Origin of the sequence: Staphylococcus sp. Marseille-Q1834 (genome assembly GCF_916858875.1) — a bacterium.
Lineage (GTDB): Bacteria > Bacillota > Bacilli > Staphylococcales > Staphylococcaceae > Staphylococcus > Staphylococcus pragensis.
Genome location: NZ_CAKASN010000001.1, coordinates 538648 through 553011, shown reverse-complemented (window position 1 = coordinate 553011; position 14364 = coordinate 538648). Strand labels below are relative to the sequence as shown.

Here is a 14364-nt window from a genome sequence, read left to right as displayed (position 1 = left end):
GCGTACAAATTGTCGCAAATTTGTTAAAATAAACACTGAATTTAAAGTTTAAAATTTCATAGTTTTGTTAAGCAAATACCCTTTTCCCAAAAAAGAAAAATTGATAGGGATTAAGTCAATGAAACGAGGTAACTGTATGATTAAATTAATAGCAACGGATATGGATGGCACTTTATTAAATGCGGCACATGAGATTTCACAAGAGAATATTGATGCCATTAAATATGCGCAATCTCAAGGAATTACAGTCGTTATTGCGACGGGACGTGCGTTTTACGAGGCAAGTACACCTATCGCTGAAACTGATTTAAGTGTCCCGTATATCTGCTTAAATGGTGCAGAAGTGCGTGATGAAACACATAATATAATGAGTACGTCTAATCTAAATCATGAGTTAGTGGAGCGAATTAAATCTATCTTGAATAAAGATGATGTATATTATCAAATTTATACGAATAGAGGGATTTATACTGAAGATCCAACACGTGATTTAGATATTTATTTAGATATTGCGAAACAAGCGGGTCAGGAAGCTGATGTTGAAAAGATTAAAGCCGGTATTCAAAAGCGTATTGATAATGGAACGCTAAAAGTAGTGGACAGTTATGAAGATATTGAAGATATTCCTGGTGAATTAATTATGAAAGTATTAGCTTTCAACCCTGATTTAGAAAAAATAAATGCAATAGGCGAAGAACTAGCGGCTATTCCTAGTTTAGCAATTTCATCATCTTCACGTGGTAACTTAGAAATTACGCATTCAGATGCTCAAAAAGGAATCGCTTTAGAAACCATTGCGGACCAACTTAACGTTGATTTACAAGATGTGATGGCATTAGGTGATAACTTAAATGATGTTTCTATGTTAGAACGCGTCGGTTATCCAGTTGCTATGGAGAATGCAATGCCTGAAGTGAAGGAGATTGCTAAATACGTTACTGATACAAACGAAAATAGTGGTGTTGGTAAAGCAATTATGAAGTTATTAAAAGAAGAGCAGAATAAATAATTAAAGGAGTTTTAAATAATGAAAGGACTTATTATTGTAGGAAGTGCCCAAGTTGGCTCACATACAAACGCGTTGGCGAAATATTTAGTAGGTCAATTTGATAATCATGATATGGATGTCGATATTTTCGATTTAGCTGAGAAACCTTTAAATCAGTTAGACTTCTCAGGTACAACGCCTTCAGTTGATGAAATCAAAGCGAATACGAAAGAATTTAAAGAGAAGACGATGGAAGCGGATTTCTTAATTCTTGGTACACCAAACTATCATGGTTCATATTCTGGTATTTTGAAAAATGCTTTGGATCACGTTAATATGGATTATTTTAAAATGAAACCTGTAGGATTAATCGGTAATAGCGGTGGTATCGTAAGTTCTGAGCCATTATCTCACTTACGTGTCATTGTGAGAAGTTTATTAGGTATTGCTGTACCTACACAGATTGCTACACATGACTCTGATTATGGTAAATTAGACGATGGCACATTGTACTTAGACGATGAACAATTCCAATTACGCGCAAAATTATTTGTCGATCAAATTGTTTCATTCGTGAATAATAGTCCATATGAACATTTAAAATAAAAATTAATTATACAGAAAAACGTATATATAATAGAAGAAACTAGTTTAAAGAGCTTGAGATATAAATCTAAAAAAAAAAGCCAATAATTGAATTTATATAAATGTTGTACACACCCCATAAAGTTGGACTTAAATCCAAGTTTATGGGGTGTATATTATTTTTAATAGAAATTTTTTCACTATCCAGTAACTAGATTTACTGGACTCAACTAATCTTAGTATATTTTTTATATAGGTCATTTAGAAAGAAAAGTCTTATTTTAATCCAATTTATATTAATTTATTATATATAAAATTATAGTTTAACCTATTTTGTATCGGGTATATTTAATTTGCATTTAATTAATCATTAATTATTTGCGACTAAATATATAAAAAGAGCTTTCAAATTGCTCTCTATTTATGTATATTTTTTTTGTATTTTACATATTATGATTGAGTGACTTGTAAAATACTTACTATTTTGGAAGGTTTTTCGAAATTAGAAAAGGGAGTGGATTTTTTTGAAGAAAAAACCTAATAAGAGATTGGATTTTCTGCCTAATAGATTGAATAAGTATTCGATTAGAAAATTCACAGTTGGGACTGCATCGATTTTAGTTGGTGCCACATTACTTTTTGGTAGTGCACATGATGAAGCAAAAGCTGCTGAAAGTAATCAAATTGAAAGCAATAGTCAAAATGGACAAGATGAAAACATTAAGCAAAAAGGTAGTGTACAAAATACTACTGAAGAAAATGCTACACAAACTGAACAAGTAGACATTACTAATCACTCAACAAAAGAAAGTAACGAAGCTCCAACAAAAGAAGTAGCAACAGAAGAAAGTAACGAAGCTCCAACAAAAGAAGTAGCAACAGAAGAAAGTAACGAAGCTCCAACAAAAGAAGTAGCAACAGAAGAAAGTAACGAAGCTCCAACAAAAGAAGCAGCAACAGAAGAAAGTAACGAAGCTCCAACAAAAGAAGTAGCAACAGAAGAAAGTAACGAAGCTCCAACAAAAGAAGCAGCAACAGAAGAAAGTAACGAAGCTCCAACAAAAGAAGTAGCAACAGAAGAAAGTAACGAAGCTCCAACAAAAGAAGTAGCAACAGAAGAAAGTAACGAAGCTTCAACAAAAGAAGCAACAATAAAAGAAAGTAAAAAAGACTCAACAAAAGAAGTAGCAACAGAAGAAAATAACGAAGCTCCAACAAAAGAAGTAGCAACAGAAGAAAGTAACGAAGCTTCAACAAAAGAAGCAACAACAAAAGAAAGTAAAAAAGACTCAACAAAAGAAGTAGCAACAGAAGAAAATAACGAAGCTCCAACAAAAGAAGTAGCAACAGAAGAAAGTAACGAAGCTTCAACAAAAGAAGTAGCAACAGAAGAAAATAAAGAAGCTTCAACAAAAGAAGTAGCACAAACTTTTGATAGTATTAATAATGAAAACAACGCAGATAAGAAAAAAGAATTATTTACTAACATGGTTGCTAAAAACAATGATTCAACTTCTGAAGAAGCATCTAAATTAGTTAATGATTTAAATATTGATTTTAATAAAGCAGATGAAAATGAATTATTAGCAGCGTTTTTAAAAGCGGATAGCGAAAATAATGATAAATTTTCAGCGTTAGGTACTACTTCAGAGATTTCTACAAATAAAAGAATTAAACCGGTTAGTCGTATAGCTACTAATCTTAGAGCGGCTGTGACACAAAGTGAGACAGGTAAAAATGTAAATGATTTAGTGGAAATGACATCAGCTTCAATCGATAAAGACTATGTTCAACCTAACGATGGTCAAGGTTTCAAACTCACTTCTAATTTCAAAACTAATGGTCGCGTAAATGCAGGTGATTACTTTACAGTTGATATGCCAGAATATGCCAACTATGAAGGTATTGCTGATTATAAAGCATCTAATAACAAAATCTATCCAACTTTAACAGAGGGTGATCAAGTCGTTGCAAATGGTGTTTACGACGTTGATACTAAAAAATTAGTTTATACATTTACTGATTATGTTAACAATAAAGATAATGTAAAAGGTTCATTTTCAATTCCTCAATACATTGATAGAAAAAATGCGAAAACAAGTGGAACATATGATTTAAACTATAATATTGCTGGTGAAAATGTAACTCTTCCTATTGATGTTAAATATACTAACTATAACATTGGACACGTAATTGCTAATGCAGATTCTCTTATTACAAAAGCTGATTTATTTAATGTAGGTTCATACGATTATACTCAATATATTTATGTGAATCCTAATTCAGTAGATAGCTACGATACTATATTAAATATTCTAGGTTACCAAGAAAATGTAGGTGACAGTAGTACATTATTAGACCCAAATAATTCTAATATTCGCATATTTGATGCCGGTAACTCAAATAATATTAATCCAAGTTTCTATGTAGATGAAAATCAATATGAAGAAGTAACTGATGAATTTAACATTGATCAAGTTGGTGAAAAACATGCACAAATTAATTTTGGACATATTGACCACCCATATATTGTAAAAGTTACTTCTAAAATTGATCCAAATTCTACGCAAGATTTAAGAACTAGAATAACAATGACTAATAAAAATTTTGAAGGAACATCAGATTTTTATGGCCATGATAACTATGTTGAGCGAAGTGGCTCAAATGGACAAGCAACAGGTAACGAGAGATTATATAGCTTAGGTGACTATGTATGGGAAGATACAAACAAAAACGGTCTCCAAGATGAAGATGAAAAAGGTATTCAAGGCGTTAAAGTTTCAATTATTAGAGACAATGGTATTAAAGAAGAAACTTATACAGATGAAAATGGTAAATATCGATTCGATAATTTAAGAAATGGATCATATGTTATCAACTTTGAAACACCTAAAGGTTATACGCCTACAAATGCAAATGTAAATAATAATAACGATGACGCTAAAGACTCTGATGGATTATCAACAATTGGTATTATTAAAGACGAAGATAACTGGACGTTAGATAGTGGCTTCTATAAAACTCCTAAATATAAATTAGGTGATTATGTTTGGTATGATTACAACGAAGATGGTAATCAAGATGAAGATGAAAAAGGTATTCAAGGTGTAACTGTTACATTAAAAGATAGTCATGGTAATACATTGAAAACTACTCAAACAGATGAAAATGGTAAATATATATTTGAAGACTTAGAGAGTGGGGAATATAACGTTCACTTTGAGAAACCAGACGGTTTAACTCAAACATCTGTAAACTCCAGCGATGACTCTAAAGATGCCGATGGTGAAAATGTTAAAGTAACTATTACTGATCATGATGATATGACCATTGATAATGGTTACTTTAAAAAAGGTGAATCTGAATCAGCTTCATTAAGTGAATCAGAATCTAAATCATTAAGCGACTCAGAATCAAAATCATTAAGTGAATCAGAGTCTAAGTCATTAAGCGATTCAGAATCTAAGTCATTAAGCGATTCAGAATCTAAATCATTAAGTGAATCAGAATCAAAATCATTAAGCGACTCAGAATCTAAGTCATTAAGTGAATCAGAGTCTAAGTCATTAAGCGACTCAGAATCAAAATCATTAAGTGAATCAGAATCAAAATCATTAAGCGACTCAGAATCTAAGTCATTAAGTGAATCAGAGTCTAAGTCATTAAGCGACTCAGAATCTAAGTCATTAAGTGAATCAGAGTCTAAGTCATTAAGCGACTCAGAATCAAAATCATTAAGTGAATCAGAGTCTAAGTCATTAAGCGATTCAGAGTCTAAGTCATTAAGCGATTCAGAATCTAAGTCATTAAGTGAATCAGAATCTAAGTCATTAAGCGACTCAGAATCTAAGTCATTAAGTGAATCAGAGTCTAAGTCATTAAGCGACTCAGAATCTAAGTCATTAAGTGAATCAGAGTCTAAGTCATTAAGCGACTCAGAATCAAAATCATTAAGTGAATCAGAGTCTAAGTCATTAAGCGATTCAGAATCTAAATCATTAAGCGACTCAGAATCTAAATCATTAAGTGAATCAGAATCAAAATCATTAAGCGACTCAGAATCAAAGTCATTAAGTGAATCAGAGTCAAAATCAACTTCAGAAAGCACAAGCAACAGCACATCTGAATCAACTTCAGAAAGCACAAGCAATAGTACATCTGAATCAACTTCAGAAAGCACAAGCAACAGCACATCTGAATCAACTTCAGAAAGTCATAAGCATTCAGATTCATTGCCTGATACTGGTGATAAAGATAATAATGGTACATTATTAGGTACATTATTAGCTGGTTTAGGATCAACATTGTTATTAGGTAGACGCCGTAAAAAAGAAGATAAATAGTATAAATATATTGTTTAGAAAGAGGCCGGATATTTAAAATTCCGGCTTCTTTTTTATGCTTTTTATATTTATTAAATTCAATAAGAAATATTATTTAGAGAATAACTTTTTTAATGATAACGCTTACACAAAGTATGCTAAACTTGAATAGTAAAGTAACTTGTAAACAAAGGGTGGGGATTAAAATGAAGAAATATCGTTACTTTATTATTGCGATGATTATTGTAATGACAATGATTAATTACATCGATAGAGGAGCTATTTCCTATGCTCAGAAAGACATCATCAATGAATATGGCTTTGATACTATCGCATGGGGCAAGATTTTAGGATATTTTGGTTATGGTTACATGTTTGGTTCATTAATCGGAGGATTAACGGCAGATAAAAGGGGACCTAAATTTGTTTGGATTATTGCTGGAACTGCATGGTCAATTACTGAAATAGCAATGGCATATGCTGGAGAACTCGGTATGGCACTATTTGGAGGTTCAGCGATTATTGGTTTCGGTCTATTGCGTGTATTATTTGGCGTGGCTGAAGGTCCAGTATTTTCAATAATTAGTAAGACGAACGCTAACTGGGCAGCACCCAAAGAACGTGGTTTATTATCGGCTTTAGGGTTAATTGGTGTGCCACTTGGTGCTTTAATTACAGCACCTATCGTTTCTGGATTTCTTACAATAGCAAGTTGGAGACTGTTATTTATTATTTTAGGAGCGTTAGGATTAGTATGGGTAGTCATTTGGGCCTTTGTGTTTACAGATTATCCTGAAGATAACAAACGCGTTTCACAAGAGGAGCTTGAAGAAATTCGTGCGACTGATAGTAGTTTAAATGTTGAGAAGACGGTTAACACTGAAAATAATAAAAATGAAAAATGGTATCATTTCTTTAAAAGTCCTACATTAGTAGGTAATATGTTTGGTTATTTTGGTTTCCAATATGTAAACTTTTTAATTTTAACTTGGACGCCTAAATATTTACAAGATGAATATCATTTTGAAATCCATTCCTTATGGTATTTAGGTATGGTGCCATGGATTGGAGCTTGTTTCACTATCTATTTTGGTGGCCATATCTCAGACTGGCTTCGTAAAAAAACAGGCAGTTTACGTATAGCACGATCATATTTTGCGATAGTAGGTATGATTTGCGCTGCGATTTGCTTCTTAATCATTCCCTTTACACATAGTATTGTAGCTATCATGATATTAATGATGATTGGGAATGCATTTATTTTCTTACCAAATGGTGTTTATTGGTCTGTTATTATTGATACTGCACCTAGTAAAACGGGTACATACGGTGGTATTACACATTTCTTCGTTAATACAGCAACAGTCATTGCACCGACTTTAACAGGATATTTAGTCGCAAGTTACGGTTATTCTTCTATGTTTATTTCAGCAGTAGTTGCATCACTGATAAGTATTGTAGCAATGTGTTTTGTTAAACCTGGTGAAAAGCGTATGGCAAAACATCATTAAGCTGATGCTATATCAAGCTAAGCTAAATTTAATTTGAAAATCTAATTCATTATAAAAATTCAAACATACTAAAAAGCAGTTGTCTCACGAAAGTAAGTGAGACAACTGCTTTATTTTTAAAAACAATTATTTACGATATTTTAATTTAGCGAATGCGTCATGTTGATGAATAGATTCTTCATTACGACATTCAATGTCAAAGCCATCAATCCAATCAAATTCTACTAAATCAGCAGCAATTAAACGGATTAAATCTTCAACGAAACGTGGATTCTCATAAGCACGTTCAGTGACACGTTTTTCATCTGGACGTTTTAAAATAGGGTACAAGATAGAACTTGCGTTGGCTTCCATAGCATCCAGGATTTTTTCTTTATAATCATCAACGACATCATTATTTTTGTCTAAATATACTTTAACAGTGACTACGCCACGTTGATTGTGAGCAGAATATTCACTGATTTCTTTAGAACAAGGACATAATGTAGTTACTGTTGCTTCAATTGTAATTTCTTTGCGTGTCACGTTATCTTTTTCAATAGCTAAACCATAAGTTACGTCAGCGTTCGCTACTGCTTTAATGTTTGTAACTGGACTATAACGATCGAAGAACCATTTGCCAGATACATCTACGCCTGCAGAATTTTGTTTCATATTACCTTGTAATGTACGTAGTACTTGGTAAAGTGTATCGAAATTAAGTTCTAAGCCATTTGAGTAGTGTTTCTCAACACTCTCTAAGATACGACTCATGTTAATTCCTTTTTCATCTTGGTTTAAACTTGTTGAAAAGCTAAACTTCCCTGCTGTTTGATAGCGGTCAATTTTTACAGGGTAAATTAAGTTTTTAATACCTACTTCTTCAATTTCGAATAAAAAGTTTTTATGCGTACTTTGTAAGTCTGTCATTTCATTTTTAGTTGTAGGTTTTGTTCCTTCTACTGGATCTACTGAACCAAAGTGTTTCCAGCGACCTTCTCGTGTAGATAAATCAAATTCAGTCATCATTTACCTCCCCTTAAGATTCAAAATGATATGTCCAATATGGCTCAACCTCTAGGAAACTTTGTGTTTTCCCATCTACTTCTGGACTTGCTATTTGTTTTAAGAAAGGTCCAGTTTGTGAAGCATGTGCTTCGAAAGCTTTTAATTTAAGCTCTCTATATTGGCTAATATCGTTTAATATATCTGGTTCACCTAATTTTTCAGGTGCATCATTGCTAAATGCAACGAGTTGTAAGCGTGGACGTTCTTCTTTCGGCATACGACCTACTGTTCTTACTACAGCTTCTGCTGTCGCTTCGTGGTCAGGATGGACTGCAAATTGAGGATAGAATGAAATAATTACTGAAGGGTTCGTTTCTTCAATTAAATTTTTCACCATATCATCCATTTGATTATGCGGTTCGAATTCTACGGTTTTATCACGTAATCCCATCTTACGTAAATCAGTGATACCCATCACTTTCGCTGCTTCTTCTAATTCATGTTCGCGAATATTGGGTAATGATTCTCTTGTTGCAAAAGGGGGATTCCCTAAATTGCGTCCCATTTGTCCCAATGTTAAACAAGCATATGTTACGGGCACACCATTGTCGATATAGCTTGCAATTGTGCCTGCCGATGAGAAGGTCTCATCATCAGGATGTGGAAAAATCACTAATACATGTTTTTCATCTTTCATGAATAAGCCTCCTCTATATTGTAAATGGCTTTTCACTAATTTCGAGTGTAGCAGCCAATTGTCCTTCGTAATTAAATCCTGCAATTAAAAATTCATTGTTGTCATTGATTTCATAATGTGTCAGTCCTTGAACATAAACCCAACCGCCATCACGTAGCTTTAGACCAACGCGATAAGGGTCTTTCTCTCCGCCTTTAAGTTGCGCATGTTCATAGGTAACTTGTATATTTCTTAAAAATGTCCCCGCATTAAAGACACGTTGATCGAAATGGTTAGCATATGCACCATTAGTCGTTTCAACGTGTAGGAATACTGGTTTATTTTCAAATGATGTTAATAGTCGTTGTACTTCTTCAGCATTAATGAGTTCCAACACTTTCACTCCTTGCAACCATACAATGTGTTTATCTATTTATTTTACTAAAAAGATAGGAGTAATTGTATATCTCTGCTCAATTTATTTAGAAAAAATTGTATTAATTCCACATTTAAGTCGAATTACAATCTTTATTTTCAAAAAAGTGATATTAGAACATTGAAAGATATTCTATCGTTTAAAAAAATCTTAGATGGGTAAATAACCAAATGTGAAAGATAAAAAACACGAACTAAAGTAAATGACATACTTTAGTAACGAAAGGATGTTTGCATTGGAATTACAATTAGCAATCGATTTATTAAATAAAGAAGAAGCAGCAGAATTAGCTAAAAAAGTAGAGGAATATGTAGATATCGTAGAAATTGGTACACCAATCGTAATCAATGAAGGTTTACCAGCAGTTCAACATTTAAATGAAAATATTAATAACGCAAAAGTATTAGCTGACCTTAAAATTATGGACGCAGCAGATTATGAAGTTAGCCAAGCAATCAAATTTGGTGCTGACGTAGTAACAATCTTAGGTGTTGCTGAAGATGCTTCAATCAAAGCAGCAGTTGAAGAAGCGCACAAACATGATAAACAATTATTAGTTGATATGATTGCCGTTCAAGATTTAGAAAAACGTGCAAAAGAATTAGATGAAATGGGTGCTGACTATATCGCAGTACACACTGGTTATGACTTACAAGCTGAAGGACAATCTCCATTAGAAAGCTTACGTACAGTGAAATCAGTGATTAAAAACTCTAAAGTTGCTGTTGCTGGTGGTATTAAACCAGAAACAATTAAAGATATTGTAGCTGAAGAGCCTGACTTAGTTATCGTAGGTGGCGGTATCGCTAATGCAGATGACCCTGTAGAAGCAGCTAAACAATGTCGTGAAGCGATTGAAGGTAAATAATGATGTCTCAATTTACTAATTATCGTCTCATTCTTGAGGAATTAGAGCGTACTTTATCTCATATACAAGATGAAGAATACGACCGATTTGCGAACGATGTGAATGGTGCACAACGCATTTTCACAGCTGGTAAAGGTCGTTCAGGGTTTATCGCAAATAGCTTTGCTATGCGTTTAAATCAATTAGGTAAAGAAGCATTTGTTGTAGGAGAATCTACAACGCCATCTATTAAAGAACATGATTTATTCATTATTTTATCAGGTTCAGGTTCAACTGAGCATTTGCGATTATTAGCTAATAAAGCAAGATCAGTAGGAGCTAAAGTGGTATTATTAACAACTAAACCAGAATCTCCTATTGGCGAATTAGCTGAAACTGTAATTGAACTTCCTGCAGGTACGAAACATGATGCGGAAGGTTCTGAACAACCATTAGGTAGTTTATTTGAACAAGCATCTTTATTATTCTTAGACAGTGTTGTACTTGGATTAATGGATACGTTCAATGTAGATGAAGAAACAATGCAACAGAACCATGCTAATTTAGAATAAAGTCTTTTGACTGTTAGTATTTGACTAACAGTCTTTCTTATAAATAAAATTTTTAATATATAGAATAAAGTACTTTACACTATTTTATAAAGTAATATACTTGATACATAAATGTATAAAGATTATCGGAGGTATTACTTTATGACCTTAGAAGATAAAAATCAAAGTACTGATCACTCATTAAAAACAGATAGCGATACAGAAGATGACAATAGCATTGGTTATGATGGGAAAAAGAAATCTGCATTAGATTTAGAAATTGAACGAGAATTGTTAGAAATGATGGAAAATGATGATTCTGACGAACCTGAAAAACAAAGCAAAATAATAAAAATTGGGACGCTTCTTTCTTCGTTGGTAATCGCAACTTTTGCTATAGTGCGTTTTATAAAAAGTGTTATTTAAAAATGAAATTTATAACTGACGGTTGATTTTACATATGAAAATCAACCGTTTTATTTATAACTAAAAATAGATATAGTACTTTTTTGGAAGATATTTTATATTAGTTTTTAAAAATATACTTTAGCTAGTTTTATTAAAAATGTTAAAATATTAGTATACAATTATATGGAAGTTACATAATCAAAAACGGGAGAGAAATAATGACTATTTATAATTTAAATTTTGGGATAGGTTGGGCTAGCAGTGGAGTAGAGTATGCTCAATTATATCGAAGAAATATTTTTGAGAAATTAGAATTAGATTTTAAATTTGTATTTTTTGATTTTATTAGTAGAGAAAACATTCAATCTTATACAAGTAATATGGGGTTTAAAGATAATGAAATCATTTGGTTATATCAATATTTTACGGATATAAAAATTGCTCCTACAACTTATACTTTAGATGACATTATCGAAAATTTAGATTATGAGGATATACGTATAGAAGTAGTAAATGAAGATGTGAAAAGAATATTCTTTAATAATGATGATAACTACATAACTTGCTATCTACGTTATCCAAATAGCTCAGTAGTAAATAGAGCAGAATTTGTTTCTATGAATAAGCTGATTAGAAAAGACTATTATTCCTACGTAAGGATTTTTAGCGAATATTATGCTCCTAAAGATGGACAAGCTAAAGCATATCAGAGAGTCTTTTATAATGAGAATGGTACAGTAGCTTATGAAGAATATATCAATGAAGATAATAACATGTATGTGTTTAAGGATAAGATTCTTTATTCTAAGGAAGAATTAATTGGTTACTTTTTAAAAAAATTAAATCTTTCTAAAAAGGATATTTTACTGATTGATCGTTCTACTAATGTTGGTCAAGTATATTTAGAAAATAAGGGTGAAGCTAAGATAGGTTCAATAATACATGCTGAACATTATAATGAAAATACTACTAATGAAAAACATATTTTGTGGAACAATCATTATGAATATCTTTTTAATAATGCTAAAAATATAGATTTCTTTATAACAGCAACTGATAAGCAAAATGAAAAGTTAGCTAAGCAATTTGAAAAATATTATCAATATCCATCTAAAATCTATACTATTCCTGTTGGTAATTTGTCGGAATTAAAAAAATCTAATGAAAGAAGAAAAGCTTCGATTATAACGGCTTCAAGATTAGCCAGTGAAAAACATGTAGATTGGTTGGTAAAAGCAGTTATTAAAGCTCATCAATACAACACGGATATTACCTTTGATATTTATGGTGAGGGTGGTGAAAAAGAAACGTTACAAAAAATAATTAATGATGAAAATGCTGAAGGATACATAACACTAAAAGGTCATCAAAATTTAGAGAATATTTATAGAAAATATCAGTTATTTATCTCCGGATCAACTAGCGAAGGTTTTGGTTTAACACTAATGGAGGCTATTGGCTCGGGCTTAGGAATGATAGGTTTTGAAGTAGATTATGGTAACCCAACATTTATTAAAAATGGTGAAAATGGTTATCGTATAAGTATTAATACAGAAGAAGCCACTGAACAAGAAATTGTAAACGTATTAGCTAATGCCGTTGTAAAATTTTTCAAAAGTAATATTGAAAAAATGAGTATAGAATCATATAAAATAGCCGAAAATTTTCTTTTTGAAAATATAGCAGAGAAATGGCATTCATTAATTAAAGAGGTGCAATATGATTAATCTATTTGAAAAACTCGATAAAAAAACTATTAAACTTTTAAATACCTTGCGAAATGTTGGAATGAATCATCAAACTATTCTTTTAGAAGATAACGGTTTTTTACCTGAAAATACTCAATCTCCATATAGTTTTTTCTCAAAATGTGAGCTTTTAAATGTAAATCCTTTATTTTTTAATGAAGTTCCTGTTCCGGATTTGTGGGAAATCGAAGGTAACAACTCAATAGCAAGAATACGAGATAAGGGACGAGTTCGAGGTAAGATCAAATTTAAAAAGAATTGGGGAACTCGTATAGTTGAACACGTTGAGTGGTTAAATGAAAAAGGACAAACTCAATATATTGATTATTACAATAAATATGGCTATAAATTTGCACAACTTTTACTAGATGATAATGGAAAGTATATTGTAAAAAAATATTATAATGATAAAGGTAAAATCATTATTAGTGAAAACTTTGTGACCAATTCATATATATTAACATGGAGAGATAAAGAGTATTTCTTTAACTCAAAACTTCGCTTTTTAGAATTTTATTTAGAGCAGTCAAAGATCAAACTTGATAGTTTTTTAATCAACTCTTTAGCTTTTCCATATGCTCTCTTAAGACATGTAAAAAATATTGAAGGAAAAGATTATCTTTTTTGGCAAGAGAGTCCTGAAGAATTACCTGGTAATATGAAATACTTGTTGAATAATGGGAATAGAACAGCTAATATCTTGATTCCTAATAGTAATGAATATAATCGTATATATAATTGGTTAGATGACAATGAAAAGAATTATCTATTCAAAGTTGGGTATGTGTATGACTTTATTAAACAAAATTCATATTCTAATGAAATTTTAACTTTAACAAATTCAGACGATATACCTAACATAGAACAAATTGTGAGTAAAAATCCTCATTTACATTTTAATATCGTTGCCGTAACAGAGATGTCAAAAAAATTAATGTCTCTCGGTGTTTATAAAAATGTCTCCTTATATCCACATGTAAGACGCAGTAAAGTTACTGAACTTTATAAACAATGTGATATATATCTAGATATTAACCACGGAAGTGAAATACTAGATTCAGTACATGCAGCTTTTGACTATAATCTATTAATATTAGGTTATAATGAGACTTGTCATAATAATGATGTAGTAGATTTAAATAATTTATTTAAAATTGAAAATTATGAAAAGTTGATTGAGATATTAGCATCTTTACCTAATAAAATCATTTTAGACAACTTATTAGATAATCAATTAGTTCATGGGAGATCAATATCAAAAGATGAATTTAAATCATTCTTTAGCAAATAATAAATTTAATCTGA

General features: G+C 31.5%; 12 protein-coding genes. 9 read left to right on the top strand and 3 right to left on the bottom strand.

Annotation, left to right across the window (positions count from 1 at the left end; genetic code table 11):
- Window positions 1-136: 136 nt before the first annotated feature.
- From LIX58_RS02835 to LIX58_RS02820, 4 genes are all read left to right on the top strand, one after another.
- On the top strand, window positions 137-1009 hold the full coding sequence (locus LIX58_RS02835) for a Cof-type HAD-IIB family hydrolase (protein ID WP_126565986.1): 873 nt from the start codon (window positions 137-139) through the stop codon (window positions 1007-1009).
- An 18-nt stretch (window positions 1010-1027) separates the two neighbouring features.
- Window positions 1028-1594: an NADPH-dependent FMN reductase gene (locus tag LIX58_RS02830; RefSeq protein ID WP_103329973.1), complete on the top strand. Its 567-nt coding sequence runs from the start codon at window positions 1028-1030 to the stop codon at window positions 1592-1594.
- Between the two features lie 503 nt (window positions 1595-2097).
- A complete protein-coding gene (locus LIX58_RS02825; RefSeq protein WP_226386050.1) occupies window positions 2098-5916 on the top strand; it encodes an SdrD B-like domain-containing protein in 3819 nt (1272 codons plus the stop codon).
- Between the two features lie 185 nt (window positions 5917-6101).
- On the top strand, window positions 6102-7406 hold the full coding sequence (locus LIX58_RS02820; protein WP_126564934.1) for an MFS transporter: 1305 nt from the start codon (window positions 6102-6104) through the stop codon (window positions 7404-7406).
- Window positions 7407-7532: 126 nt separating this feature from the next.
- Here the strand turns inward: LIX58_RS02820 and folE2 are convergent, their stop codons facing one another.
- The 3 genes from folE2 to LIX58_RS02805 are packed head-to-tail and all read right to left on the bottom strand — an operon-like array spanning window position 7533 to window position 9466.
- Window positions 7533-8411, bottom strand: a complete 879-nt coding sequence (gene folE2 / locus LIX58_RS02815; protein ID WP_126564935.1) for a GTP cyclohydrolase FolE2 — start codon at window positions 8409-8411, stop codon at window positions 7533-7535.
- A 13-nt stretch (window positions 8412-8424) separates the two neighbouring features.
- Window positions 8425-9090 carry a bacillithiol biosynthesis deacetylase BshB2 gene (gene bshB2 / locus LIX58_RS02810; protein WP_154838075.1) on the bottom strand — a complete coding sequence of 222 codons (666 nt, stop codon included), beginning with the start codon at window positions 9088-9090 and terminating at the stop codon, window positions 8425-8427.
- A 13-nt stretch (window positions 9091-9103) separates the two neighbouring features.
- Window positions 9104-9466: a YojF family protein gene (locus LIX58_RS02805; protein ID WP_186805201.1), complete on the bottom strand. Its 363-nt coding sequence runs from the start codon at window positions 9464-9466 to the stop codon at window positions 9104-9106.
- 274 nt (window positions 9467-9740) lie between these two features.
- On the opposite strand from LIX58_RS02805, the gene hxlA reads away from it, so the two are divergent.
- From hxlA to gtfB, 5 genes are all read left to right on the top strand, one after another.
- Entirely contained in the window at window positions 9741-10373 is a 633-nt protein-coding gene (hxlA, locus tag LIX58_RS02800; RefSeq protein WP_103298238.1) for a 3-hexulose-6-phosphate synthase, read from the top strand.
- A gap of 2 nt (window positions 10374-10375) precedes the next feature.
- The gene (gene hxlB, locus LIX58_RS02795; RefSeq protein ID WP_226386049.1) at window positions 10376-10924 is read left to right on the top strand and encodes a 6-phospho-3-hexuloisomerase; all 549 of its coding nucleotides are present in this window, start codon (window positions 10376-10378) and stop codon (window positions 10922-10924) included.
- Between the two features lie 141 nt (window positions 10925-11065).
- Entirely contained in the window at window positions 11066-11329 is a 264-nt protein-coding gene (locus LIX58_RS02790; RefSeq protein ID WP_126564939.1) for a hypothetical protein, read from the top strand.
- Between the two features lie 200 nt (window positions 11330-11529).
- Entirely contained in the window at window positions 11530-13038 is a 1509-nt protein-coding gene (gene gtfA, locus LIX58_RS02785) for an accessory Sec system glycosyltransferase GtfA (RefSeq protein ID WP_154838073.1), read from the top strand.
- Window positions 13031-14350, top strand: coding sequence for an accessory Sec system glycosylation chaperone GtfB (gene gtfB / locus LIX58_RS02780; RefSeq protein ID WP_126564940.1), 1320 nt, complete (start codon window positions 13031-13033; stop codon window positions 14348-14350). Before gtfA ends, gtfB begins: the two co-directional genes overlap by 8 nt.
- Window positions 14351-14364: the final 14 nt, after the last annotated feature.